This is a genomic window from Aeromonas oralensis (assembly GCF_049665575.1).
In the GTDB taxonomy this organism is placed as follows: Bacteria; Pseudomonadota; Gammaproteobacteria; order Enterobacterales; family Aeromonadaceae; genus Aeromonas; species Aeromonas hydrophila.
On the sequence record NZ_CP187186.1, the window covers coordinates 4,659,903 to 4,686,124 of the forward strand.

The window sequence follows — 26,222 nt, forward strand, 5'->3', positions numbered from 1 at the left end:
GAGAGAGAGGAATCCCCATGACGTCATCCATCAAGCTGGTCTCCGGCGCCGCCATTCTGCTGGCCGCCCTGTCCGGTCAAGCCATCGCCCAGGAAACCATCAAGGTCGGCATGTCCGGCAAGTACTTCCCGTTCACCTTCGTCAAGCAGGACAAGCTGCAGGGCTTCGAGGTGGATATGTGGAACCAGATCGGTGAGCGCACCGGCTACAAGGTCGAATTTGTGACCGCCAGCTTCTCCGGCCTGTTCGGCATGCTGGAAACCGGCCGCGTCGATACCATCTCCAACCAAATCACCATCACCGACGAGCGCAAGGCCAAGTACGCCTTCTCCCAGCCCTACGTCTATGACGGTGCCCAGATCGTGGTCCGCAAGGGCAACAGCACCATTCACGGCATCAAGGATCTGGAAGGCAAGAAGGTAGCGGTGAACCTGGGCTCCAACTTCGAAGAACTGCTGCGCAAGAACGACCCGAACAAGAAGATCGACATCCGCACCTATGACTCCGCCTTCGAGCAGGATGTCGCCCTGGGCCGGATCGATGCCTTCGTGATGGACCGTGTCTCCACCGCCCAGCTGATCAAAGAGTCCAAGCTGCCGCTACAGCAGGCTGGCGCACCGTTCGAAACCATCGAGAACGCCCTGCCCTTCCTGAAAACGCCTGAAAAGCAGGCGCTGCTGAAGAAGGTCGACGATGCCCTCACCGCCATGCGCAAGGACGGTTCCCTGCGTCAGATCTCTGAAAAATGGTTCGCTTCCGACATCACCGACAAATAAATGATGGAATTTGACCTCGAATACACGCTGGGGCTGTTTCCCATCCTGCTCAAATATCTGGGCACCACGATGGAGATGGCCCTGTGGGGATTCGTCTTGGCACTCGTACTGTCGCTGGCCCTGGCGATAGTACGGGTGTTTCGCGTTCCCGTGATCCACTGGCTGGCGATGCTCTATATCTCGTTCTTCCGGGGTACACCGCTACTCGTCCAGCTGTTCCTGCTCTATTACGGGCTGCCGCAGCTGTTCCCCATCTTCGTGGGAATGGATGCCTTTACCGCCGCCATCGTCGGCCTGACCCTGCACTTTGCCGCCTACATGGCCGAATCGATCCGCGCCTCCATCATTGGCATCCACAAGAGCCAGATGGAAGCCGCCCTCAGTATCGGCATGAGCCGCTACCAGGCGATGCAGCGGATCATATTGCCGCAGGCGGCCCGCATCGCGACCCCGTCGCTGATGAACTACTTCATCGACATGATCAAGAGCACCTCGCTGGCCTTTACCCTGGGGGTGGCCGAGATCATGGGCAAGGCGCAGATGGAAGCCTCCTCCTCCTTCAAGTTCTTCGAGAGCTTCATGGCGGTGGCGCTGGTCTACTGGGTGGTGGTGATCTTCTTTACCCGCTTGCAGCATCTGCTGGAAGTCCGGCTCAACCGTGCCTATTAAAGGAGGGCTCTCATGATCAAGCTAACCGGCCTCTCCAAGGCATATGACGGCAATCAGGTGCTGAACAGCATCGATCTGGAGGTAAAAAAGGGGGAGATAGTGGTCATCATCGGCCCCTCCGGCACCGGCAAGTCGACCCTGCTGCGCTGCCTCAACCTGCTGGAAACCCCGGATGCCGGCAACCTCGCCATCGACGACCTGCAGCTCAACCTGGCCAAAGCCAGCGAGCAGCAGGCGATAGAGCTGCGCAAGCGGGCCTCCTTCGTGTTCCAGAACTACGCCCTGTTTGCCAACAAGACGGCGCTCGACAACATCGCCGAAGGGCTGATCACCGTCTGGAAACAGCCGAAGGCAGAGGCCCGTGCCACCGCCCTCGGCATCCTCAAGGACATCGGCCTCGCCGACAAGCAGGACGCCTATCCGGCTTCCCTGTCGGGTGGTCAGCAGCAACGGGTCGGCATCGGCCGAGCCATGGCCGCGCACTCCAAGGTAATCCTGTTTGACGAGCCCACGTCGGCACTCGACCCCGAGTGGGTCGACGAGGTACTGGGCCTGATGAAGGAGCTGGCCCGCCAGCACCAGACCATGGTGGTGGTAACCCATGAGATTGAATTTGCTCGAGATGTTGCCGATCGGGTGATCTTCATGGAGGGGGGCCGGATCGTGGAGCAAGGCCCGCCGGATCAGATATTGGTCGATCCGCAGGATCCCCGTACCCGGGAGTTCCTGCGCAAAGTGCTTAAATAGCTCTCTCTTTGGCGGCATTGCCGCCTTTTTTATTGGAGGATCCTTGTTAAACCCCGGGTTGCCAGTATAATCCGGAGCCCTCGATCCTCTGGATCCTCACTGCCGGTTCGGGCCTTTGCAAGGTCAGGGCAGGAAGAGAGGGAACGGCGGATTGACTAAAAGCCGAACTCTGTTTAGAATTCGGCCTCTTTTGCTAGTCGTCACACGCTATAGCTGGCGCGTCGGCTAAGTGTGACAATCAAAACTGTACAGAAATACGGAATCGAATCATGAAACGTACTTTTCAACCGTCCAACCTGAAGCGCAAGCGCTCTCACGGTTTCCGCGCCCGCATGGCAACTGCCAACGGTCGTAAAGTTCTGGCCGCTCGTCGTGCCAAGGGTCGTGCCCGCCTGGTAGTCTAATGCCTACCCAGCACACCTTTTCTCGGGAGTTACGTCTGTTAACTCCCGAACACTTCAAACGCGTTTTCGCCGAGCCTGTCCGGGCCGCTTCTCCGCAAATTACGCTTCTCGCCTGTCCCAATACCCTCGAACATCCTCGCCTTGGTCTCGCTGTGCCCAAAAAAGCACTCAAGCGTGCCGTCTGGCGCAACCGTGTAAAACGGGTGGTTCGGGAAAGTTTCCGCCTCAATCAGGCCAATCTGCCCGCTATCGACATCGTCGTGATCGCCAAGGCCGGTGTGAAAGAGATGGATAACGAGGAACTGTTCAAGTTACTGGAAAAGCTATGGCGCACTCTATCACGCCGTTGCAATGGGTAGCTGTCAAACTGATACGCCTGTATCAGCTAATCATTAGCCCGCTGCTCGGGCCGCGCTGCCGTTTCACTCCGACTTGTTCCCAATTTGCGATAGAAGCAATCCGACTTCACGGTTTCATAAAAGGCGTTTGGTTAGCCAGCAAACGTCTATTAAAATGCCATCCCTTATCCGAGGGTGGTTATGACCCGGTTCCGCAACCAAAGCGAAGAAACTGAAGACTATGGAATCACAACGCAATCTCATCCTGATCGGTTTGCTGTTCGTGAGCTTTTTGCTCTGGCAACAGTGGGAGTCCGACAAGGCTCCGAAGCCGGCCCCGACTACCGTGGCCCAAACCGAACATTTCGTACCTGAAGCCGGTCAGACCGGTGATATTCCTCAGGTTTCCGAGCAAGCCAATGCGAACACCGCACGCAAGCTGATCACCGTATCCTCCGACGTGCTCAAGCTGACCCTGGATACCCAGGGTGGCGACATCGTCTCTGCCGCTCTGCTGGCCCACAAGCTGGAAGAAGGCAAGGATCAACCGTTCGTACTGCTGACCAGCCAACCTGAGCACCTCTATGTTGCCCAGAGCGGTCTGGTTGGTCGCAATGGTCCTGACAGCCAGGCCCAGGGTCGTCCCACCTACGAAGCCGCCCAGACCAGCTACCAGCTGGCCGATGGTCAGGATCAAGTCGTCGTACCGATGACCTGGACCGACAGCAAGGGCGTGGTCTTCACCAAGGAGTTCGTCCTCAAGCGTGGTGACTACGCCGTTGGCGTCGATTACAAGATCGACAACAAGTCCGCCGAGCCGGTTCAGGTGCAGTTCTACGGCCAGCTGAAGCAGACCGTGACTACCCCGAAAGACCAGCAGGGTCATGCCATGGTGGCCAGTGCCTACCGTGGTGGTGCCTTCTCCAGCGAAGATACCCGCTACAAGAAGTACACCTTCGACGAGATGAAGGATGCCGACCTGAACAAGACCACCAAGGGTGGTTGGGTCGCCATGCTGCAACACTACTTCGTCTCTGCCTGGGCACCGAATGCCGACGATACCAACAGCTTCTACAGCCGCGTGATCCCTGGCAAAGACCAGGCCATCATCGGCTACAAGGCGCCGCTGGTTGACGTGGCTGCCGGCCAGCAAGCCGAAGTGACCAGCAAGCTGTGGGTAGGTCCCAAGCTGCAAGACCAGATGGCCAAGGTGGCAAACCACCTCGACCTGACCGTTGACTACGGCTGGCTCTGGTTCATCGCCCAACCGCTGCACTGGTTGCTGACCGTGTTCCACGGTTTCGTCCAGAACTGGGGTGTGGCCATCATCATGCTGACCCTGCTGGTACGCGGCATCATGTTCCCGCTGACCAAGGCCCAGTACACCTCCATGGCCAAGATGCGCATGCTGCAGCCCAAGCTGGCCGCACTGCGTGAGCGCTTCGGCGACGACCGCCAGAAGATGTCTCAGGGCATGATGGAGCTGTACAAGAAGGAGAAGGTCAACCCACTGGGTGGCTGTCTGCCGATCCTGGTGCAGATGCCGATCTTCATCGCCCTCTACTGGGCACTGATGGAATCCGTTGAGCTGCGCCACGCGCCGTTCGCCCTGTGGATCACCGACCTGTCGGTGAAGGACCCCTTCTTCGTGCTGCCGATCCTCATGGGTGCGTCCATGTGGTACCTGCAGAAGATGAGCCCGACCACCATCACCGACCCGATGCAGCAGAAAGTGATGCAGTTCATGCCGATCATCTTCACTTTCATGTTCCTCTGGTTCCCGGCAGGTCTGACCCTGTACTGGCTGGTGAGCAACGTCATCTCCATTACCCAGCAGACCATCATCTACCGTCAGCTGGAGAAGAAAGGCCTGCATACCCGCAGCTAATCGCTCCCGATGGCAAAATGGATGACAAAAGAGGCGGCCTTCGGGCCGCCTTTTTTATTACAATGACCCCACTGCTGTGAACCATCAGCGAACAAATGAGCCAAGCAAGATGACTACAGATACCATCGTGGCCCAGGCCACCGCCCCCGGCCGGGGTGGCGTCGGCATAGTCCGCGTCTCCGGTCCTGCCGCCGAACAGGTCGCCGAGATAGTGCTCGGCAAGCTCCCCCGGGTGCGTTATGCCGAATATCTGCCGTTCAGGGATGAGCAAGGCCAGCCGCTGGATCAGGGCATCGCCCTGCTGTTCAAGGCCCCCAACAGCTTCACCGGCGAAGATGTGCTGGAACTGCAGGGCCATGGCGGCCCGGTGATCATGGACATGCTGGTGCGCCGCATCCTGCAGATAAAAGGGCTGCGCCCTGCCCGCCCCGGCGAGTTCAGCGAACGCGCCTTCATGAACGACAAGCTGGATTTGGCCCAGGCCGAGGCCATCGCCGACCTTATCGAGGCGTCCAGCGAGCAGGCGGCCCGCAGTGCCATGCACTCCCTGCAGGGGCAGTTTTCCGGCAAGATCCAGCAGCTGGTGGAGAGTCTCACCCGGCTGCGTATCTATGTGGAAGCCGCCATCGACTTTCCGGATGAGGAGATCGATTTTCTCTCCGACGGCAAGGTGGCGGGCGATCTCTACGCCATCATGGCGGAGCTCGATGACGTACGCGGCGAGGCCAAGCAGGGCGCCCTGCTGCGTGAAGGGATGAAAGTGGTGATCGCCGGTCGTCCCAACGCCGGCAAATCGAGCCTGCTCAACGCCCTGGCCGGCCGCGAGTCGGCCATCGTCACCGAGATCGCCGGCACCACCCGCGACGTACTGCGCGAGCACATCCATCTTGATGGCATGCCGCTGCACATCATCGACACCGCCGGCCTGCGCGACACCCAGGACAAGGTGGAGCAGATCGGCATCGAGCGTGCCTGGGCCGAGATTGAGCAGGCCGATCGGGTGCTGTTCATGGTGGATGGCACCACCACGGACGCGGTCGACCCGCGGGAGATCTGGCCGGAATTTGTTGATCGGTTGCCAAAAAAGATCGGCCTCACCGTGGTGCGCAACAAGGCCGACCTGACCGGCGAAGATCTGGCACCGAGCCAGGAGCAAGGCCACGCCGTCTACCGCATCTCCGCCAAGACCGAGCTGGGGCTGCCCGCCCTGCGCGAGCACCTGAAGGACTGCATGGGCTTCCAGGGCAACACCGAGGGGGGCTTCATGGCCCGCCGCCGTCACCTGGATGCGCTGGAACGTGCCGCCGAGCGGCTGCTGGTGGCCAAGGAGCAGCTGGAGGTGTTCGTGGCCGGCGAACTGGTGGCCGAAGAGCTGCGCCTGGCGCAGGAGTCCCTCTCCGAGATCACCGGTGAGTTCAGCTCCGACGATCTGCTGGGCCGCATCTTCTCCAGCTTCTGCATCGGCAAATAACGCCACACGGCAGGCAATAAAAAGCCCGGGTTCATCCCGGGTTTTTTATTGCGCGTTTTTCATCCACCAACCTATAGGCGGCGCAGGCACCACATGAAGTAAGCGCCCCCTAACAAGGTGGAGACCAGCCCCACCGGCAGCTCCTGCGGGAACAGGATCTGCTGGCCGATCCAGTCCGCCGACACCATTAGCAGGGCGCCGGAGACGGCGGCACCGAGCAGGTGCCAGCGTGCCCGCACCAACCCCATCAGCTTGGCCATGTGCGGTGCCAGCAGGCCGACGAAGGAGAGCGGCCCCACCACCAGGGTCGCGCTGGCGGTGAGCACGGCCACCAGCAGCAGGATGGCGAGCTGCGCCCGGTTGAGCCGAATGCCGAGCGCGGCGGCCACCGCCGGCCCCATCGGCAACAGATCGAGCCAGCGGCTGAGCAGCAGGCAGGCTGCCAGCAGCGTCAGCGCCAGCACGACCAACCCGCCGGCAAGCGGCAGGGTGACGTAATAGGTGGAGCCTGACATCCAGGAGAGCAGTTGCTGCACCCGCAGGTCACCGTTGGCCAGCGCGATGGCCTGCAGCGGCTCGAACAGCGCCGTGATGGCGATGCCGGAGAGCAGCAGCCGCTCTGGCTGGAAGCCATGGCTGCGATTGACCAGCAGCAACAGCAGCAGACAACCGAAGGCACCGATCAGGCCGCCGGCCAGCATCATGGGCAACGGCAGGGCGGGTAGCAGCAGCGCCGTGGCAATCACCCCCATGAAGGTGCCACCACTCACCCCCAGCAGCTCAGGGCTCGCCATGGGGTTGCTGCTGACCCGTTGCAGCAGGGTGCCCGCCAATGCCAGCAGCACGCCCGCCGCACCGGCCGCCAGGGTGCGCGGCAGCCGCCACTCCAGCTGGGCCTGCCAGCGCAGCCAGCCCGGCCAGTGCCAGCCGTCCATCCCCTGCCCAAACAGCAGGGAGGCGATCACCGCCAATACCAGCCCCAACAACATCAAGTTGACAAGGCGGGCCGGCGCCGGGTGGCGGGCCACCAGCAGGGCAGCATTCGCCTTCGGCGTGCCCGACTTGATACCCAGGCGCGGGATCAGCCACAGCAGCAGTGGCGCCCCCAGCAGGGCCGTCATGGCACCGGTCGGGATGAGCACAGAGCCGCTGCGGCTCAGGGATTGCAGCAGCAGATCGGTAGCAGCCAGCAGCAGAGCACCCAGTACCGGGGCCCACAGCAGCCGCAGGGCCAGTTTTCTCACCCCCAGCAAGCGCACCAGGGCGGGCGCCGCCAACCCGATAAAGCCGATCAGCCCCACCACGCTCACCACGCAGGCGGTGACGAACACCGCCAGCCCCAGTCCCGCGAAACGCAGGTGCGAAAGGGAGACCCCCAGGCTGCGGGCACTGGCATCGTCCAGCTCCAGCACCGCCAGCGGGCGCACCAGTACCGCGGCCAGCACGCCGGCCAACAGCAGACGGGGCAGCAGGTAGCTCACCCCGCTCCAGCTGTTCTGCACCAGCGAGCCACTACCCCACACCAGCAAGCCTTTCAGCTCCTCCTGAAAGAACAGCAAGAGCCCCATGCTGATGGCCGCCAGATAGAGGTTGATCACCAGCCCGGCAAAGACGATGACCACCGGATTGAGCTGGCGACGCCAGGCCAGGGCAAACACCAACCCCATGGCGAGGCTGCCGCCGGCCATGGCGATCCACTCCCGCCCCAGCAGCAGCCAGGAGGGAGCAAACAGGGTCACCATCATCAGCGCCAGCTGGGCGCCGGAGGCCACCCCCAGGGTGCTGGGCGAGGCCAGCGGATTGCGCAACACCTGCTGCATCAGGGTGCCGGCCAGCCCGAGGGCGGCGCCGGCCAGCAGGCAGACGGCAAGACGCGGCAGCCAGCTGAAGTGGACCACCGCCTGGCTGGCATCGGTCAGATCCGGCGACAACAGGGTCGCCAGCCAACGCGCCACCGGCAACTGACCGGCCAGCTCCCAACCGGCGAGCGCCAGCGTCAGTCCCAGCAGCAGGCTGACAGGCAGTCGCAGCGGCGACGGAAAAATCCGGTTCATTGCAGCCCCTCCCCGCTTTGCCCATCTTGCTGCAGCGCAGTACTCAACTGCACGGCAAAGCGACGCGCCGCCAGCACGCCGCCAAAACTCCACACCGCGGGCAGATGCAGCACGGCCGCCGCCCTCACCTGTGGCAGCTGTTGCCACAGACCGGGCTCCTGCAGCCGCTCGCTCACTCCGACCGGGATCGGATCGACCACCACCAGCCGCGCCTGCGGCAGCGCCATCAACTGCTCCAGGCTGGCCACGGCAAAACCCCAGGCATTGGTTTCCCCCTGCCAGCCATTGCGCAGGCCGAGCCGCTGCATCACCGCCTCGAACAGGCTGTGGCGGCCAAATACCCGCACATGGCGTTCATCGATGAACTGCACCACCAGCAGGGGCGGCAGATCTTCGGGTAATGTGGCCCGCATCTGCGCCAGATCCTGGTCCAGCCTGGCCAGCAGTTGCTCGGCCTCGGCGGTCTTGTTCACCAGCGTGGCGATGGTCAGGGTCGCCTCGTGCAGCCGCTGCCAAAGATCGGCATCCGGCTCGTAGAGCGCGATGGATTGTACCGGCGCGATGCGGGAGAGGGTCGGCGCCAGCGGGGCCGCCAGCGGCGAGATGAGGATGCGATCGGGTTTGAGCTCGGCCAGCAGCTCGCGGTTGGGCTGGGCGCGCTGGCCGATATCCACCACGGCGGCCGGCAGCAGCGGTTCGCCGACCCAGGCGCGATAGGAGCCGACATCCCCCACCGCCAGCGGTGTCACCCCGAGCGCCAGCAGGGTTTCGGCTATGGTCCAGTCGACGGTGGCGATGCGGGGTACCGACTTCACAGCATCGGCTTGAGGGTGGTCTGCAGCGGCAGGCATCGCTGGCTCGGCCTGCAACATAAACGGAGCCAAGAGGCAGCAGAACCAGCCAACTTTCTTGAATAAGAGCATCGAGATAACAAGCCTTATCTAAACGATGGCGATGGCGTGATCATGGGCCGGGTGGCGAATGACCTCCATCGGGATGCCGTAGATGGCGTGCAAGGTCTCGCCAGTCATGATCTGTTCGGGTTCGCCGTGGGTGAGCAGGCGGCCGGAGTGCAGCGCCACCAGCCGATCGCAGAAGCGAGAGGCCATGTTGATGTCGTGAATGACGATGATGACCCCGAGCTTGAGCTGACGGCTCAACTGCTTGACCAGCGTGAGCACCTCCACCTGATGGGCCACGTCCAGCGCGGCCAGCGGCTCGTCCAGCAGGATGAAACGGCTCTCCTGGGCCAGCAGCATGGCCAGCCACACCCGCCCCCGCTCGCCGCCGGACAGCGTATCCACCAGCCGGTCGGCAAAGCGTTCGGTATGGGTCAGCGCGATTGCCCGTTCGACCTGGCGGTGATCCTCCGCCCCCATCCGGCCCAGCAGGCCGCGCCAGGGGTAGCGCCCCATCTCCACCAGCTCCCGCCCGAGCAGGTTTTCGGCGCTCGGCAGATGCTGGGGCAGATAGGCTACCTGACGGGCGAAGTCGCGTGCCCCCCACGCCGGCAGCGGCTTGTCATCGAACCGGATCTCGCCGTCACTGAGCGGCTGCTGGCGTGCCAGCAGCTTGAGCAGGGTGGATTTGCCCGAACCGTTGTGGCCGATGAGGCCATAGACCTTGCCCTGCTCGAAACAGAGATCGGTGGGGTGCAACAGCGTGCGGTCATTGACCGCGAAGCTGGCTGATTTCATCTCAAACATAAGCGGTTCCTGTTGGCCGGGTTCAAACCGGCACCCCTGCATTCAAGTCACAATCGAGATGGGCGACCGCATCGCGGCTCACCTGCTCGCGCCGCTCGCCGGTCAGCTCGCTGAGCCGGCCCTGGCGCATCTCCAGCAGCCGGTCGGCCTGGGAGAAGTAGAGATCGTCGTGGCTAATGGCGATCACCGTCTTGCCCATCTCCTTCAGGCGCGGCAACAACAGCTGATAGAAGATGCGGCGGAACTGGGGATCCTGGTCCGCGGCCCACTCGTCAAACAGCATCACCTCGCGCTGCTCGGCCAGCGCCAGCAGCAGGGCGACTCGCTTGCGCTGCCCCTGGGAGAGGTCGATATCGGCGATGAAGCCATCTTCGATGGTGAGCTTGCTGCCCATCTGCAGCCACTCCAGCCACTCGGCCACCAGCTCATCCTTGGGCTCCGGCCCCAGCAGGTGCTGGAACAGGTGATAGTCGGTGAAGATGGCGGAGAAGAGCGCCAGATAGGCGTTGCGATCGGTGACCGGCTCCCCATCCAGCAGGATCCGGCCCGATACCGGCTGATAGAGGCCGGTCAGCAGCATGGCCAGGGTCGACTTGCCGGAGCCGTTGCCACCGATGATGAAAAGTTGCTCCCCCCGCTCGATCACCAGATTGATGGGACCCACGACGAAACCGCCCTCCCCCTGATAGTGAAAGCTCACCTGCTCCAGCTCGATGCGCTGCCAGGCGCGGGGCGCGGACGGCAGCGGGAAGGCGGCGTCCGGCGCGGCCAGATTGAGCGCCGCAATCTTGTCGAACGCCACCTGGGCGGAGAGCAGGGTCGGCAGAGCGCCAATGCCCTGCAGCAAGGGGGTACGCAAAAACAGCAGGGTCAGCGCGAAGGTAGCGGCCACCTGGGTGTCGGCCCAACCCAGCCCGTTGGCTAGGAAGAAGACCAGGCCGATGGCCCCCAGCATCATGATATTCGACCAGTTCACTGCGCTCAGGTGATAGGTGTCGGCGCGGATGATCTGCTCCCGATAGTCCTGCGCATTCTGCTGATAAAGCTGGTGGTAGACGAAGTGAGCCCGCTCGCGGTTGAGCGCCAACTCCTTGCTGCCGGCGATGATGGCCTGATAGTTCTGATAGAGCCGGTCCTCGGCCTGACGCATGTGAGAGAGATGGCGATAGACCCGGTTCACCAGCAGCCAGCCCACCACCATGGTGAAGGTGACCCAGAGGGTGGTGACGCCGAGCAGGGCCGGCGACAGCCAGCCGAGGTAGAGGGCCGACCCCAGGGTGAGCACCAGCCCCTGCACCAGCTCCGGCAGGCGCACGAAGGCGATGGTGATCTGGCCGATGTCGCTGGAGAGAGAGGCCAGCAGCGGCCCCTGGCCAATCTGGCGCAGACGGGCCACATCGGTATCCAGCAACTGCTTGAGCAGGCGCCCGCGCAGCCGGTAGACGAAATGATGGCCGAGGGTGGTCAGCGCCAGCTGAGAGCCGAGCGTGATCACCAGCAGCAATAAGATGAGGCCGATCAGCTGGCCGAGCACCGGCAGCGGATCGCCGACGGATTCGACGAGAGACTGATTGATAAAGGCAATGACACCAATCCCGCTGACGGCACTGAGCAGGCTGAGCAGGGTAATGGCGATGAAGGGCCAACGATATTGGCGATAAACCAGAGACAAGAGTTCCATAACGGACCGGTATTCCAGAGAGATCAGAGCACTGCAGGTGAAAAGAAGGGCGGGAACCAGGTTCCCGCCCCACTTCGATTACCAGCGGTAGTTGATGCTGCCCACTACGCTGCGCGGCTCGCCGTAGTAGCAGTAGTAGTCGCAGCTGGCCACGTAGGTATCACCCAGCAGGTTGTTGACGTTGAGCTGAGCCCGCCAGTTCTTGGCAAAGTCATACCCGATCATCGCATCCCACACGGTATGGGCCGGCACCTCGGCCGAGCCATAGATGGGGGTATAGTCCGCATTCACGGCGCCGATGCCGACGCTGGAGCCGACGTAGCGCACGCCGCTACCCAGTTCCAGACCGGAGACCGGACCCTGCTGCACCTTGTAGTTGCCCCAGAAGGAGGCCTGGTGGCGCGGGATCAGACTGGCACGGCGATCCCCCTTGCCGGTGTCGTTGGTTTTGGCATCGGTATAGGTGTAGGCGGCGGTCAGGCGCAGCGCCTCGGTGGCCTGCACGCTCCCTTCCAGCTCGACGCCCTGGGAGGTCACTTCACCGGCCTGGGTCTGCTGGCCGGAACCGGTGGAGACCAGCGAGTTGGTCTGCTCCAGATCGAACAGGGCCAGGTTGATGTAGCCATCAAGGAAGCTCGGCGCGTACTTGACGCCGGTCTCGTACAGGGTGCCCTTGAGCGGCTTGTAGGACTGGCTGGTGTTGGGGTCGATCCCCGGCAGCACCTCGAACGACTCGGCATAGGCAATATAAGGAGAGAGACCGTTGTCGGCCAGGTACATCAGGCTGCCGGAGAGGGAGAGCTCGTGATCATACTGCTTCTCGTTCTTGCTCTTGGCTTCGCTGATGTTGTGGGTCTCCACGTAGTCGAAGCGACCGCCACCAGTCAGCAACCAGCGATCGTCCCAGCGGATCTGGTGCTGGGCATAGAGGCCGCTCTGGCCCTTGGTGCTCTTCTGGTGGGTGGCGGTGGATTCATCAAAACCGGGGAAGCCGCTGTGATCTGGGTGCTGGGTATCTATGGTACCCATCCACGGATCAGCTTCCATCCCCTCGTTGACATGACGCTGTAGATCCACCCCCAGCAGCAGAGTCTGTTCGGTGCTGTCAGTATTCCAGTAGCCCACCATCTGGTTGTCCATGGTGGCGCTCTTGGTGTTGCCATCCCGATAGATCATGCCACGGCCACGAACCGGCATATTCTCATCGGGTGTCGCTGGCCAGGCTGCCCAAGGATATATATAGGTCTGGCGCAGCAGCAGATCGTTGTAGTTGAAGCGAACGTTCTGCTTGAACTCCCAGGTCTGGTTGAGCTGGTGGGCCAGCTCGTAACCGGTGGAGATCTGGGTGTTGCGGTTGCGATCGTAATCCGGCTGGCTCAGGTTGGTGCTGGGATCGATCTGGCCACCGCTGGTATTGAGGGTGCCGTAAACCGGGAAGAAGCCGTTGGTCGGCACCCCTTCGTCGTGCAGGAAGCTGGCCAGCAGGGTCAGGCTGGTGCGATCCGAGAGATCGAAGGTCACGCTCGGCGCCAGATAGACGCGATCGTTGTAGGTGCCGTCCAGCACACCATCACGCTCTTTATATAGAGCAACCATGCGGTAGCGGCTGTTGTCGGTCAGTGCATCGGAGACATCCACCCCGATCTGGCGATGATCCCGGCTGCCCAGCTGCAAATCCAGCAGCCCCTGCGGGGTGGCGGTCGGCCGCTTGCTGATGGCATTGATCACGCCACCGGGAGGCGCCTCGCCGTAGAGGATCGAGGCAGGCCCTTTCAGCACTTCCACGCTCTCCAGGCCGAACGGCTCCGGCGTCCAGAGATAATAACCGATGCCGAACAGACGGTTGCCATCCAGATAGGAGGCGGCATCGAAGCCACGCACCTTGAACCAGTCGGTATTGTTGTCGGATCCATAGAAGCCGCTGAGCACGCCAGAGCGGTAGCGCAGTGACTCGTCAAGCTGCTGCACCGCGTGCTGATCCAGATCCTCGCGGTTGACCACGGAGACGGCGCGAGGCGTCTCGGCCATCGGCACTTCCACCTTCATGGCGGTGCCGGTAACCACCATGGTTTCGCTGGCCTTGGGCAGTTCTTTTGGTTGTTCGACCGCCAGCACGGGCAGGCTGGCCAACAGGCAGGAGAGCGGCAACAGTTGCTGTGCGCTTCTCTTTCGCATTGCTGCGATGGGGGTGTCTTTTTGCGCAATCATAGTAAGTGTCTCAAATATCAATGAGTTGTTTCTGATTTCTTATTATTGGTGCCCGGTCATGCCGGCGGCCCGGTTCCTCAGGCGAATAAAGCAGCGACATGCTACTACAGGAGCCATGATCGAATCGATTCAATAATTGCTAATCATTTGCATCTGCATTGTTACTTGACGTGTCAAGGCGTCGATTGGAAAACATATGAAGAGGGGGAGCAGATCTTTTTCTGCCAGTCGGCAAGAAGGCGTCAACGGAGCGTCGGGGATCCCCATTGATGGGCAAAAAGCACAGAGGATCCATTATCCCCAAGCTTTATCCATATTTATCCACACCCTTTGGCGGTAGAATCCGGCTTTCCCTCGCTTCGTCTGAAATCAGGATCCATTCCATGGCCAAACTCAATCTCGTCGTCGGTTCCATGCTGGGAGCCGCCGAATATGTCGCAGATCACGTCGCCAGCTTGCTGGAACAGGCAGGCCATCAGGCCGAGGTCCACAATCCGGCCAGCCTGGCCGAGGTGCTCGCCGAGCCAGAAGCCATATTGCTGGTGGTCACCTCGACCCACGGCGCTGGCGATGTGCCAGACAACCTGCAGCCCTTCGCCAAGGATCTTGCAGAGCAGCATCCGGATCTTAAAACATTGAAATATGGCGTGATCGCGCTGGGTGACAGCAGTTATGACACCTTTTGCCAGGGCGGCAAGACACTGGATCGACTGCTGGCGGAGTGCGGCGCCAGCCGGATTGGAGATCGTCTGGACATCGATGTGACCCAGCACGAGATCCCGGAAGATGCCGCTGAAGGCTGGATCCGGGACTGGCTGGCATTGATCGCCTGAACGGGAGCGGGAGATCCGGTAAAAAAGGCCTTGATCTCCCCGCTTATCCCCAGATCGCTATCCACCAGGTTATTAACAGATGGATCCGGATAAGTTGTTCTACGCTGTTACCCACAACGTTGCCGGTAAATGTGTATAACTATGGTGTAAAACTCTGTAAAACCTATAGTTATCCATGTATGAGATCCAGAGCGGCAAGCCTCTGTGTATAAAAACCCTTGTTATCCCCCAGCTCACCGGGCCAGGATCCAAGCTTTTCCACAACCTGGGATCGTCTTTAACACGATGATCTTTATGATCAAAAAGTGCTTATCAACAGAAGTGGCGGATCCTAATAAAAGATCCAATAAAAGATCGATCTAAAGATCCTTAAGATCTATTTAGTGGATCCTCCCTCCATACTGAACGCTAAGTAGACGTTCCCCTCAGGGCGTGAAACAGATAGAATGTTCCGCCCTTCAGCCCAGGCAAATAAAGATCTTCAGGCGTGCAGATCAAGGTGATCCCCAATGCAATACCATGAACAATTTGATGTGATCGTCGTTGGCGGCGGTCATGCAGGAACCGAAGCAGCAACAGCGGCAGCCCGGATGGGGCTGAATACCCTGTTGCTGACCCACAATATCGATACGCTGGGACACATGTCCTGTAATCCGGCGATCGGCGGGATCGGCAAGGGACACCTGGTCAAGGAAGTAGATGCCCTCGGCGGGATCATGGCGCGCGCCATCGATCTTGGCGGGATCCAGTTCCGCACCCTCAACTCCTCCAAAGGACCGGCAGTACGCGCCACCCGTGCCCAGGCGGATCGCCTGCTGTACAAGGCCGTCGTACGCCAGATGCTGGAGAACTACCCCAACCTGAAGATCTTTCAGCAGGCCTGTGACGATCTGATCATGGACGGGGATCGGGTTGCTGGCGTGGTCACCCAGAGCGGGATCCGCATCAGTGGCAAGACGGTAGTACTGACCGTCGGCACCTTCCTGAACGGCCTGATCCACATCGGGATGGAGAACTACAAGGGCGGCCGCGCCGGGGATCCTCCCTCGATCGCCCTCGCCCAGCGCCTGCGTGAACTGCCATTGCGCATCGATCGCCTCAAAACCGGCACTCCGCCGCGCATCGATGCCCGCAGCGTCGATTTATCGGTGATGCAGGCCCAGTACGGCGACGATCCGCGCCCGGTCTTCTCTTTCATCGGCGACGCCAGCCAGCACCCGCGTCAGGTGCCCTGCTACGTTACCCATACCAACGAGCGCACCCACGAGGTGATCCGCAACAACCTGGATCGCAGCCCAATGTACGCCGGGGTGATCGAGGGGATTGGGCCGCGTTACTGCCCGTCGATCGAGGACAAGATCACCCGTTTTGCCGACAAGACGGCGCACCAGATCTTCGTCGAGCCGGAAGGCCTGACCACCCACGAACTCTACCCGAACGGGATCTCCACCAGCCTGCCGTTCGACGTGCAGGTGCAGATCGTCCGTTCCGTGCGCGGCTTCGAGAATGCCCACATCACCCGTCCCGGCTACGCCATCGAATATGACTTCTTCGATCCGCGGGATCTCAAGGCCAACATGGAGAGCAAGTGCATTCCAAACCTGTTCTTCGCCGGCCAGATCAACGGCACCACCGGCTATGAAGAGGCGGCCGCCCAGGGTCTGCTGGCCGGTCTGAACGCCGGTCTGCGGGCGCAGGAGAAAGATGCCTGGCATCCGCGCCGGGATCAGGCCTACATCGGCGTGATGATGGACGATCTCTCCACCCTGGGGACTCGCGAGCCCTACCGCATGTTCACCAGCCGCGCCGAATATCGCCTGCTGCTGCGCGAAGACAACGCCGACCTGCGTCTGACCGGCATCGGCCGTGAACTGGGTCTGGTGGACGACGAGCGCTGGGGCAAGTTCAACGCCAAGATGGAGCAGGTGGAGCAGGAGCGTCAGCGCATGCGCTCGACCTGGATCCACCCGCAGCATCCGTCGCTGGAAGCCGTCAATGCCCTGGTCAACACCCCGTTGACCCGCGAGCAGAGCCTGGAAGAGCTGCTGCGTCGCCCCGAGGTGACCTATGAGGCCCTGATGGCCATCGAGGGGGTCGGCCCGGCCCTGACCGATACGGCCGCCGCCGATCAGGTGGAGATCCAGATCAAGTACGCCGGCTACATCGAACGCCAGCACGACGAAGTGGAGAAGCAACTGCGCAACGAGAACACCCTGTTGCCGCTAGACATGAACTACCGCGACGTCAACGGCCTCTCCAACGAGGTGATCGCCAAGCTCAACGATGCCAAGCCGCAGACCATAGGTCAGGCGTCACGCATCTCAGGCATCACCCCGGCGGCCATCTCCATCCTGCTGGTTCATCTGAAAAAACACGGCCTGCTGCGTAAAACCGCCTGAGGACCCTACCGTTGCAAAACATGCTGGAAAGATTGAACGGCCTGCTCATGCAGGCCGGAATTGTTATCACCGATACCCAAAAGACCCAGTTGGTTCAGCTTGTCGAGTTGCTGCACAAGTGGAACAAGGCTTACAATCTCACCTCGGTACGAGATCCGGACGCCATGCTGGTCAAGCATATCCTCGACAGCCTGGTGGTGAGCCAGCACCTGCACGGTGAGCGCTTCATCGATGTGGGCACCGGCCCGGGCCTGCCCGGCCTGCCGCTGGCGATCATCAACCCGGACAAGCAATTCGTGCTGCTGGACAGCCTGGGCAAGCGGATCAACTTCATCCGCCAGGTGATCCTGGAGCTGGGCTTGACCAACGTGACGCCGGTCAAATCCAGGGTCGAAGAGTATCAGCCCGAGGTCGGATTTGACGGCGTGCTGAGCCGGGCATTCGCCTCGCTGGAAGACATGCTGAACTGGTGTCACCATCTGCCGTCGGCCCAGGGCAGCTTCCTGGCGCTCAAGGGACAATTCCCCGAGCAGGAGCTGGCCCAGTTGCCCGCCAACATCCATCTGGTCGCCTCCCATCAACTGGTGGTACCGGAGCTGGAAGGCGAACGTCATCTGCTGGAATTCAAACATATCCAGCCCGAATAGGGTCGCAGTTTCATTTAGGGGACAGTGTGGGAAAAGTCATCGCCATAGCCAACCAGAAGGGTGGAGTGGGTAAAACCACCACCTGTGTGAACTTGGCCGCCTCCATGGCCGCTACCCGCCGCAAGGTGCTGGTGATCGATCTGGATCCGCAGGGCAATGCCACCATGGGCAGCGGCGTCGACAAGTACGACGTCGAGCGCACCGCCTATGAGCTGCTGATCGAGGATGCCCCCATCGGCGAGGTGATCATCCCCGAAACCTCCGGGGGCTATCACCTGATCGCCGCCAACGCCGACGTGACCGCAGCCGAAATCCGGCTGATGGAATTCTTCGCCCGCGAGATCCGCCTGCGCAATGCGCTGGCCTCGGTACGGGACAAATACGACTACGTCTTCATCGACTGCCCGCCTTCTCTCAACATGCTGACCGTCAACGCCATGGCCGCCGCCGATTCCGTGCTGGTGCCCATGCAGTGCGAATACTATGCGCTGGAAGGGCTTACCGCCCTGGTCGACACCATCAGCAAGCTGGCAGCCGTGGTCAACCCGGAGCTGAAGATCGAGGGGGTGCTGCGCACCATGTTCGATCATCGCAACCGGCTGGCCAATGATGTGTCCGATCAGCTTAAACAGCACTTCGGGGACAAGGTCTATCGCACCATCATTCCCCGCAACGTAAGACTGGCTGAGGCGCCGAGCTTCGGTGCGCCGGCCATGCACTATGACAAATCATCGGTGGGCGCCAAGGCCTATCTGGCTCTGGCTGGCGAGATCCTCCGCCGTCAGGAGCAGGAACGTCAGGTGACCATCGCAGACCGAGAGAGCATATGACGCCGAAAAAACGTGGGTTGGGCAAGGGGCTGGACGCTCTGCTCAGCACCAGCACGGCCGCGCGCCAGAAACAGGTGATGAGCGACCAGCGCACCGAGCAGGCCATGGCCCCGACCAACCAGGGCGAGCTGCGCAAGCTGCCGGTGGAGTGGCTGCAATCCGGCAAGTACCAGCCGCGCAAGGATATGTCGCAGGATGCGCTGGAAGACTTGGCCAACTCCATCCGTGCCCAGGGGGTGATCCAGCCCATCGTGGTGCGTCCGCTTGGCGAGCACTCCTTCGAAATCATCGCCGGTGAGCGGCGCTGGCGCGCCTCCCAGCTAGCCCGCCTCGAGGTGGTGCCCTGCCTGGTCAAGGACGTGCCTGACGAGGCGGCCGTCGCTATCGCGCTGATTGAGAACATCCAGCGCGAGGATCTCAACGCCATCGAAGAGGCGGTCGCCCTGCAGCGGCTGCTGACCGAATTTGAACTGACCCACCAACAGGTGGCCGAGGCAGTGGGCAAGTCCCGCACCACGGTCACCAACCTGCTGCGCCTCAATCAGCTCAACGACGACGTGAAGCGTTTCGTCGAGCACGGCGACCTCGACATGGGCCATGCCCGCGCCCTGCTGGCGCTGAGCGGCCAGGCCCAGTCCGAACTGGCGAAACTGGTGGCCCAGAAGGGGCTGACAGTGCGAGATACCGAGAAGCTGGTGCAAAAAGCGCTGGAACCGGCAAAAGCCAAGGTCGAGCCTGTCCGTGATCCCCAGTTTGGTTATCTCGAGCGCCAGATTTCAGAAAAAATTGGCAATCAGGTACAACTTCAGCCGGGAAAACAGGATAGCGGTAAGTTAGTAATAAGTTACGAGAACTTGGCGGATTTGGACCGGGTATTGGGCTATTTTGGCCTGTCAGAAACGTGATTTTTACGCTTTTTGTAGTAATAAAACATCCATTCCTTTTGATATGAACATAACCTTAATTCTGTGCGGAAAGCCGCAAAAATTAAGGATTTTTGCCATGTTGCAATAGCTGTCTTCAAGGGTATAATTTGACCGGCTTTTTGGGCTGTAAACGCGGGGTCTTCGGATCCCGATTTTTTACAGTTCTGTAATGTTCAGGGGTAGGTTGGTGAAGCAGAAAATAGCCTTGGAAGGTTTAACGCTGGCCTTGGCTATGCTCGTTTGTCAGCTCGTCCTGATCCTGGCGATCAGTACCGTCTGGTTTTACCAGACCGGTGCGTTTGCCGGACGCTCCTCCCTCTTCGGGGGGGCATGTACTGGGTTCCTCAAGCCCTGTTCACGCTCTGGGTTCTGCGCCGCAAGGTGACGAAGGAGAGTGTGGGCCTGGTTCTGCGGGACTTTTATGGTGGGGCAGGGATTAAGCTCATTACTACAACAGGACTTTTCGCCCTGATGTTTGGCGCCGGGATCGAGGTCGATACCGTCTCGTTCTTCGCCACTTATATCCTCGCCCTCGTTGTACAGTGGATAGTCTCATTCACGCTTAACAACCACTATTAGGAAAACTCATGTCTGCAACCGGAGAAGTCCTGACTCCTCAGGGATATATCTCCCACCATCTGACCCATCTGCAAGTCGGGTCTGGGTTCTGGACGGTGAATATCGATTCCATGATATTTTCCGTCTTGCTAGGCGCTCTGTTTATCTGGTCGTTCCGCCGTGTCGCCGTCAAGGCTACCAGCGGTGTGCCCGGCAAACTGCAGTGCTTTGTGGAGATGCTGGTCGAGTTTGTGAGTGGTAACGTCAAGGACATCTTTCACGGTCGTAACAAGGTCATCGCACCTTTGGGCCTGACAGTGTTCGTGTGGATCTTCCTGATGAACCTGATGGATCTGATCCCCGTTGACTTTATCCCCCACGCTGCACAGTTGATGGGTGTTCCCTATCTGCGTGTGGTTCCCTCTGCTGACGTTAACATCACCATGTCCATGGCTTTGGGCGTGTTCTTCTTGATCCTGTACTACAGCATCAAGGTCAAGGGTATCGGCGGGTTCGTGAAGGAGCTGACGCTTCAGCCTTTCAACCACCCGGCGGCCATCCCGGTTAACCTCATCCTGGAAACTGTTACGCTGATTTCCAAACCTGTTTCTCTGGGTCTTCGACTGTTCGGCAACATGTATGCTGGCGAACTGATCTTTATCCTGATTGCGGGTTTGCTACCCTGGTGGTCACAGTGGATCCTGTCCGTGCCTTGGGCAATTTTCCACATCCTGATCATCACTTTGCAGGCGTTTATCTTCATGGTGCTGACCATCGTCTATCTGTCGATGGCACAAGAAGACCATGGTTGATGCAACTCAAATAATCCTTTTTATACAATCAATTACATCTAAATAAATGGAGATCCTCATGGAAAACTTGAACATGGACCTGCTGTACATCGCTGCTGCAATGATGATGGGTCTGGCGGCTATCGGCGCGTCCATCGGTATCGGTATCCTGGGTGGCAAGTTCCTGGAAGGCGCTGCTCGTCAACCTGACCTGATCCCTGTTCTGCGTACCCAGTTCTTCATCGTGATGGGTCTGGTGGATGCGATCCCGATGATCGCCGTTGGTCTGGGTCTGTACGTGATGTTTGCGGTTGCTGGCTAAGTCTCAACGACTCCCGGACATAACCCATTAACTAACTAAGAGGACATAGGCTGTGAATATCAACGCCACCCTCCTCGGCCAAGCAATTGCTTTTTTCATCTTCGTAGTGTTTTGCATGAAGTACGTATGGCCGCCGCTGATGGCAGCCATCGAAGCCCGTCAGAAAGCCATTGCTGACGGTCTCTCTTCCGCGGAGCGTGCCAAGAAAGATCTGGATTTGGCCAAGGCCAACGCCACCGATCAGCTGAAAGAAGCCAAGCTCCAGGCTGCAGAAATCATTGAACAGGCTAACAAACGTAAAGCCCAGATCATTGATGAGGCTGCTGCCGGTGCCCACTCTGAGCGGGAAAAAATCCTGGCTCAGGGCCGTGCCGAGATCGAAGCTGAACGTCATCGTGCCAAAGAAGAACTGCGTAAGCAGGTTGCTGCTCTTGCCATTGCTGGTGCAGAGAAGATCCTGGCGCGTCAAATCGACCAGGCTGCCAACAGCGACATCGTCGACAAACTGGTAGCAGAACTGTAACGGGAACGGGGCTATGTCTGAACTGACTACAATCGCTCGCCCCTACGCCAAGGCTGCTTTCGAGTTTGCCGTTGAGCACAAGGCGGTTGACCAGTGGCTGGGGATGCTCGGCTTCGCTGCACAAGTAGCGGAGAACGAGACCATCCACAACCTGGTAAACGGCTCTGTGGCTGCTGAAGAACTGGCAAGTATCTTTGTCGGTATCTGCGGTGAGCAACTCGACGAGCATGGTCAGAACCTGATCCGGGTGATGGCTGAGAATGGTCGCTTGGGTGTGCTGCCGGCGGTCGTTGCTGAATTCGTCGCGTTCAAGGCTGAACTGGATAAAGAAGTTCAGGCTGACGTGATTTCGGCGATCGAACTGACCGACCAGCAGAAAGCCAATATTCAGGCTTCTCTGGAACAACGTCTCGCGCGCAAAGTGAAGCTGAATTGCAGCATGGATGCGTCCTTGATGGCCGGGGTGCTCATCAAGGCCGGTGATCTGGTTATCGACGGTACAGTCCGCGGTAAGCTGGATCGCATGGCTGACGCGCTGCAATCTTGATTGGGGTATTAGAGCATGCAACTGAATTCCACTGAAATCGCCGAGCTGATCAAGCAGCGCATTGCGCAGTTTGATATCAAGAGCGAAGCGCGTAACGAAGGTACCATCGTCTCTGTGAGCGACGGTATCATTCGTATTCACGGCCTGGCCGATGCCATGCAAGGTGAGATGATCGAGCTGCCGGGCAACCGCTACGCTCTGGCATTGAACCTGGAGCGTGACTCCGTCGGTGCGGTGATCATGGGTTCCTATGACGGTCTGTCAGAAGGAATGAAAGTAAAAGGGACTGGCCGCATTCTGGAAGTGCCGGTCGGTCGTGGTCTGTTGGGCCGGGTGTTGAACACCCTGGGTCAGCCGATCGACGGTAAAGGTCCAATCGACAACGACGGTTTCTCGCCGATCGAAGTGATTGCACCGGGCGTTATCGAGCGTAAGTCTGTTGACCAGCCGGTCCAGACCGGTCTGAAAGCCATCGATGCCATGATCCCTATCGGTCGTGGCCAGCGTGAGCTGATCATCGGTGACCGTCAGGTTGGTAAGACCGCCATCGCGATCGACACCATCATCAACCAGAAAGACTCCGGCATTAAGTGTGTCTACGTTGCGATCGGCCAGAAGGCCTCCACCATCGCCAACGTGGTGCGCAAGCTGGAAGAGCACGGCGCCCTGGCCAACACCATCGTGGTGGTTGCCTCTGCTTCCGAAGCTGCCGCTCTGCAGTACCTGGCTCCGTATGCCGGCTGCTCCATGGGTGAGTACTTCCGTGACCGCGGTGAAGACGCGCTGATCATCTATGATGACCTGTCCAAGCAGGCCGTAGCTTATCGCCAGATCTCCCTGCTGCTGCGCCGTCCGCCAGGACGTGAAGCTTACCCGGGTGACGTTTTCTATCTGCACTCCCGTCTGCTGGAGCGTGCTGCTCGCGTCAACGCCGAGTACGTAGAGAAGTTCACCAATGGTGCCGTGAAAGGCCAGACCGGTTCCCTGACCGCGCTGCCGATCATCGAAACCCAGGCGGGTGACGTATCTGCATTCGTACCGACCAACGTGATCTCCATCACCGATGGTCAGATCTTCCTGACCTCACAGCTGTTCAACTCCGGTATTCGTCCGGCGGTTGACCCGGGTATCTCCGTATCCCGTGTGGGTGGTGCTGCTCAGACCAAGATCGTCAAGAAGCTGTCCGGTGGTATCCGTACCGCGCTGGCCCAGTATCGCGAACTGGCGGCATTTGCCCAGTTCTCCTCCGATCTGGACGACGCAACCCGCAAGCAGCTGGACCACGGTCAGAAAGTGACCGAGCTGATGAAGCAGAAACAGTACTCTCCGCTGAGCGTGGCTCACCAGTCTCTGGTGCTGTTCGCCGCGGAAAAAGGCTATCTCTCCGATGTCGAGCTGAACAAGATCGTCGACTTCGAAGCCGCTCTGCTCTCTTACGCCAATACCCAGCATGCTGAGCTGATGGCTGAAATCAATGCCAAGGCCGACTACAACGACGCGATCGTTGGCAAGCTGACTGCGTTGCTGGATGACTTCAAGGCAACCCAGACCTGGTAAGCGTGTGTGGCAGCGCGAGCTGCCACCTGATGGAGAGTAAGAGATGGCCGGCGCAAAAGAGATACGTAACAAGATCGGGAGTGTGAAAAACACTCAGAAGATCACCGGCGCTATGGAAATGGTGGCAGCAAGCAAGATGCGCCGTGCGCAAGATCGCATGTCTGCCAGCCGTCCGTACGCTGAAACCATGCGCAAGGTGATCGGCCATATCGCTCAGGGGAACTTGGAATACAAGCACCCCTACCTCATCGAACGTGAGGTCAAGCGAGTGGGTTACATCGTCGTCTCCACCGACCGTGGCCTGTGTGGCGGTTTGAACATCAACCTGTTCAAGGCTGCCCTCAATGATATGAAGCAATGGAGCGCGAAAGGAGCCAAGGTTGACCTGGCTCTGATCGGCAACAAGGCCTCCAACTTCTTTGAACGGCACGGCGCCAAGGTGAAAGCTCATGTCGCAGGACTGGGCGATAACCCGAGCGTCAATGACCTGATTGGTTCAGTCAAGGTCATGCTGAAGGCTTACGACAACGGTGAGATTGACAGGCTGTACCTGGTGTACAACAAGTTCGTCAACACCATGGTTCAGCAACCACGAGTCGATCAACTGCTGCCTTTGCCCGTAACTGAAGACAGCAAGCTCGCCAAGAAACACCACTGGGATTACCTCTATGAGCCGGATCCCAAGCAACTGCTGGATACCCTGCTGATTCGCTACGTCGAATCCCAGGTCTACCAGGGGGTAGTGGAAAACTTGGCAAGTGAACAGGCAGCCCGAATGGTTGCCATGCAAGCCGCGACTGACAACGCCGGTAACCTGATTAACGATCTGCAACTGGTATACAACAAGGCCCGTCAGGCCAGTATTACCCAGGAACTGACAGAGATCGTATCCGGTGCTGCTGCGGTGTAAGGCAAGGGTTATCAAAGGTTTAGAGGATTTGACATGAGTAACGGTTTCATCGTCCAAATCATCGGCGCTGTGGTGGACATCGAGTTCCCGCAAGATGCCGTGCCCCAGGTGTACGATGCACTGAAGGTTGTCAGCGAAGGTCAAGGCCAGGGTCTGGTGCTGGAAGTTCAGCAACAGATCGGTGGCGGCGTCGTTCGTTGCATCACCATGGGCTCCTCCGACGGTCTGCGTCGTGGGTTGGAAGTAGTGAATAGCGGTAAATCCATCCAGGTGCCGGTCGGTGTATCGACTCTGGGTCGGATCATGAACGTACTGGGCGATCCGATCGACGAAAAAGGTCCGATCGGTGAAGAAGAGCGTTGGTCCATCCACCGCGCGGCTCCCAGCTACGAAGATCAGTCCAACAGCAACGACCTGCTGGAGACTGGCATCAAGGTTATCGACCTGGTATGCCCGTTCGCCAAGGGTGGTAAGGTTGGTCTGTTCGGTGGTGCCGGTGTAGGCAAGACCGTAAACATGATGGAGCTGATCCGTAACATCGCGATCGAACACAGCGGTTACTCCGTGTTCGCCGGTGTAGGTGAGCGTACCCGTGAGGGTAACGACTTCTACCACGAGATGATGGAGTCCAACGTACTGGACAAAGTATCTCTGGTTTACGGTCAGATGAACGAGCCGCCCGGAAACCGTCTGCGCGTGGCGCTGACCGGTCTGACCATGGCCGAGAAGTTCCGTGACGAAGGTCGTGACGTGCTGTTCTTCGTGGACAACATCTACCGTTACACCCTGGCCGGTACTGAAGTATCCGCACTGCTGGGCCGTATGCCCTCCGCAGTAGGTTACCAGCCGACCCTGGCCGAGGAGATGGGCGTTCTGCAGGAACGTATCACCTCCACCAAGACCGGTTCCATCACCTCCGTACAGGCCGTTTACGTGCCTGCGGATGACTTGACCGACCCGTCTCCGGCGACCACCTTCGCCCACCTGGATGCGACCGTCGTACTGTCCCGTCAGATCGCGGCTCTGGGTATCTACCCGGCCGTTGACCCGCTGGACTCCACCTCCCGTCAGCTGGATCCGCTGGTGGTTGGCAAGGAACACTACGAGACTGCTCGTGGCGTTCAGACCGTACTGCAGCGCTACAAAGAGCTGAAGGACATCATCGCCATCCTGGGTATGGATGAACTGTCAGAAGAAGACAAACTGACCGTAGCCCGTGCCCGTAAGATCGAGCGTTTCCTGTCCCAGCCGTTCTTCGTGGCAGAAGTGTTTACCGGTTCCCCGGGCAAATACGTGCCGCTGAAAGAGACCATCCGTGGTTTCCAGGGCATCCTGAAAGGCGAGTACGACGATCTGCCGGAGCAGGCGTTTTACATGGTTGGCAGCATCGACGAAGTTGTCGAGAAAGCCAAGAAACTGTAAGCCTCGATAGGAGGG

The 26,222-nt window shown here is 59.7% G+C and carries 25 protein-coding genes and 1 pseudogene; 21 read left to right on the plus strand and 5 right to left on the minus strand.

Going from position 1 to position 26,222, the window contains the following annotated elements:
* The first annotated feature begins 17 nt into the window (after window positions 1–17).
* From ACPDZI_RS21840 to mnmE, 8 genes are all read left to right on the plus strand, one after another.
* Window positions 18–776, plus strand: a complete 759-nt coding sequence (locus ACPDZI_RS21840; RefSeq protein ID WP_005307144.1) for an amino acid ABC transporter substrate-binding protein — start codon at window positions 18–20, stop codon at window positions 774–776.
* Complete coding sequence (locus tag ACPDZI_RS21845; RefSeq protein ID WP_011707929.1) at window positions 777–1,445, plus strand: amino acid ABC transporter permease; 669 nt, start codon at window positions 777–779, stop codon at window positions 1,443–1,445.
* Window positions 1,446–1,457: 12 nt separating this feature from the next.
* Window positions 1,458–2,192, plus strand: coding sequence for an amino acid ABC transporter ATP-binding protein (locus tag ACPDZI_RS21850; RefSeq protein ID WP_011707928.1), 735 nt, complete (start codon window positions 1,458–1,460; stop codon window positions 2,190–2,192).
* A gap of 269 nt (window positions 2,193–2,461) precedes the next feature.
* A complete protein-coding gene (rpmH, locus tag ACPDZI_RS21855; protein WP_005307156.1) occupies window positions 2,462–2,596 on the plus strand; it encodes a 50S ribosomal protein L34 in 135 nt (44 codons plus the stop codon).
* On the plus strand, window positions 2,596–2,955 hold the full coding sequence (rnpA, locus tag ACPDZI_RS21860; RefSeq protein ID WP_011707927.1) for a ribonuclease P protein component: 360 nt from the start codon (window positions 2,596–2,598) through the stop codon (window positions 2,953–2,955). The genes rpmH and rnpA overlap by 1 nt, the downstream gene beginning before the upstream one ends.
* On the plus strand, window positions 2,922–3,170 hold the full coding sequence (gene yidD, locus ACPDZI_RS21865) for a membrane protein insertion efficiency factor YidD (protein ID WP_081013031.1): 249 nt from the start codon (window positions 2,922–2,924) through the stop codon (window positions 3,168–3,170). The genes rnpA and yidD overlap by 34 nt, the downstream gene beginning before the upstream one ends.
* Before the next feature lie 5 nt (window positions 3,171–3,175).
* A complete protein-coding gene (gene yidC, locus ACPDZI_RS21870; RefSeq protein ID WP_438833790.1) occupies window positions 3,176–4,822 on the plus strand; it encodes a membrane protein insertase YidC in 1,647 nt (548 codons plus the stop codon).
* Window positions 4,823–4,931: 109 nt separating this feature from the next.
* A complete protein-coding gene (mnmE, locus tag ACPDZI_RS21875) occupies window positions 4,932–6,293 on the plus strand; it encodes a tRNA uridine-5-carboxymethylaminomethyl(34) synthesis GTPase MnmE (RefSeq protein WP_201355072.1) in 1,362 nt (453 codons plus the stop codon).
* 71 nt (window positions 6,294–6,364) lie between these two features.
* On the opposite strand, the gene fhuB is transcribed toward mnmE, so the two are convergent.
* The 5 genes from fhuB to ACPDZI_RS21900 all read right to left on the minus strand — a co-directional run bounded on the left by fhuB (window position 6,365) and on the right by ACPDZI_RS21900 (window position 13,942).
* A complete protein-coding gene (gene fhuB, locus ACPDZI_RS21880; protein ID WP_438833791.1) occupies window positions 6,365–8,347 on the minus strand; it encodes a Fe(3+)-hydroxamate ABC transporter permease FhuB in 1,983 nt (660 codons plus the stop codon).
* Window positions 8,344–9,270: an ABC transporter substrate-binding protein gene (locus ACPDZI_RS21885; RefSeq protein ID WP_194760177.1), complete on the minus strand. Its 927-nt coding sequence runs from the start codon at window positions 9,268–9,270 to the stop codon at window positions 8,344–8,346. Before ACPDZI_RS21885 ends, fhuB begins: the two co-directional genes overlap by 4 nt.
* A gap of 18 nt (window positions 9,271–9,288) precedes the next feature.
* Window positions 9,289–10,053, minus strand: a complete 765-nt coding sequence (locus tag ACPDZI_RS21890) for an ATP-binding cassette domain-containing protein (protein WP_005307174.1) — start codon at window positions 10,051–10,053, stop codon at window positions 9,289–9,291.
* Window positions 10,054–10,075: 22 nt separating this feature from the next.
* On the minus strand, window positions 10,076–11,734 hold the full coding sequence (locus ACPDZI_RS21895; RefSeq protein WP_429045333.1) for a multidrug ABC transporter permease/ATP-binding protein: 1,659 nt from the start codon (window positions 11,732–11,734) through the stop codon (window positions 10,076–10,078).
* A 78-nt stretch (window positions 11,735–11,812) separates the two neighbouring features.
* The gene (locus tag ACPDZI_RS21900) at window positions 11,813–13,942 is read right to left on the minus strand and encodes a TonB-dependent siderophore receptor (protein WP_438833792.1); all 2,130 of its coding nucleotides are present in this window, start codon (window positions 13,940–13,942) and stop codon (window positions 11,813–11,815) included.
* A gap of 383 nt (window positions 13,943–14,325) precedes the next feature.
* Between ACPDZI_RS21900 and mioC the strand changes: the two genes are divergently transcribed.
* From mioC to atpD, 13 genes and pseudogenes are all read left to right on the plus strand, one after another.
* Window positions 14,326–14,775, plus strand: a complete 450-nt coding sequence (gene mioC, locus ACPDZI_RS21905; RefSeq protein WP_408800152.1) for an FMN-binding protein MioC — start codon at window positions 14,326–14,328, stop codon at window positions 14,773–14,775.
* A gap of 509 nt (window positions 14,776–15,284) precedes the next feature.
* On the plus strand, window positions 15,285–17,174 hold the full coding sequence (gene mnmG / locus ACPDZI_RS21910; protein ID WP_106553672.1) for a tRNA uridine-5-carboxymethylaminomethyl(34) synthesis enzyme MnmG: 1,890 nt from the start codon (window positions 15,285–15,287) through the stop codon (window positions 17,172–17,174).
* Window positions 17,175–17,194: 20 nt separating this feature from the next.
* Window positions 17,195–17,821: a 16S rRNA (guanine(527)-N(7))-methyltransferase RsmG gene (gene rsmG / locus ACPDZI_RS21915; protein ID WP_024946269.1), complete on the plus strand. Its 627-nt coding sequence runs from the start codon at window positions 17,195–17,197 to the stop codon at window positions 17,819–17,821.
* Between the two features lie 26 nt (window positions 17,822–17,847).
* Entirely contained in the window at window positions 17,848–18,651 is an 804-nt protein-coding gene (locus tag ACPDZI_RS21920) for a ParA family protein (RefSeq protein ID WP_011707916.1), read from the plus strand.
* Complete coding sequence (locus ACPDZI_RS21925; RefSeq protein WP_011707915.1) at window positions 18,648–19,556, plus strand: ParB/RepB/Spo0J family partition protein; 909 nt, start codon at window positions 18,648–18,650, stop codon at window positions 19,554–19,556. The genes ACPDZI_RS21920 and ACPDZI_RS21925 overlap by 4 nt, the downstream gene beginning before the upstream one ends.
* Window positions 19,557–19,746: 190 nt before the next feature.
* Window positions 19,747–20,156: pseudogene (locus ACPDZI_RS21930) on the plus strand (ATP synthase subunit I).
* 8 nt (window positions 20,157–20,164) lie between these two features.
* Window positions 20,165–20,947 (plus strand): F0F1 ATP synthase subunit A, encoded by a 783-nt coding sequence (gene atpB / locus ACPDZI_RS21935; RefSeq protein WP_011707913.1) that lies wholly within the window; start codon window positions 20,165–20,167, stop codon window positions 20,945–20,947.
* Window positions 20,948–21,005: 58 nt separating this feature from the next.
* Window positions 21,006–21,248: a F0F1 ATP synthase subunit C gene (gene atpE, locus ACPDZI_RS21940; protein ID WP_005307205.1), complete on the plus strand. Its 243-nt coding sequence runs from the start codon at window positions 21,006–21,008 to the stop codon at window positions 21,246–21,248.
* A 52-nt stretch (window positions 21,249–21,300) separates the two neighbouring features.
* Window positions 21,301–21,771: a F0F1 ATP synthase subunit B gene (gene atpF, locus ACPDZI_RS21945; protein WP_011707912.1), complete on the plus strand. Its 471-nt coding sequence runs from the start codon at window positions 21,301–21,303 to the stop codon at window positions 21,769–21,771.
* A gap of 13 nt (window positions 21,772–21,784) precedes the next feature.
* Window positions 21,785–22,318 (plus strand): F0F1 ATP synthase subunit delta, encoded by a 534-nt coding sequence (atpH, locus tag ACPDZI_RS21950; protein WP_011707911.1) that lies wholly within the window; start codon window positions 21,785–21,787, stop codon window positions 22,316–22,318.
* A gap of 15 nt (window positions 22,319–22,333) precedes the next feature.
* On the plus strand, window positions 22,334–23,875 hold the full coding sequence (gene atpA, locus ACPDZI_RS21955) for a F0F1 ATP synthase subunit alpha (protein ID WP_011707910.1): 1,542 nt from the start codon (window positions 22,334–22,336) through the stop codon (window positions 23,873–23,875).
* Window positions 23,876–23,918: 43 nt separating this feature from the next.
* Complete coding sequence (atpG, locus tag ACPDZI_RS21960) at window positions 23,919–24,785, plus strand: F0F1 ATP synthase subunit gamma (RefSeq protein WP_011707909.1); 867 nt, start codon at window positions 23,919–23,921, stop codon at window positions 24,783–24,785.
* Between the two features lie 33 nt (window positions 24,786–24,818).
* Complete coding sequence (gene atpD, locus ACPDZI_RS21965) at window positions 24,819–26,207, plus strand: F0F1 ATP synthase subunit beta (protein WP_005307215.1); 1,389 nt, start codon at window positions 24,819–24,821, stop codon at window positions 26,205–26,207.
* Window positions 26,208–26,222: the final 15 nt, after the last annotated feature.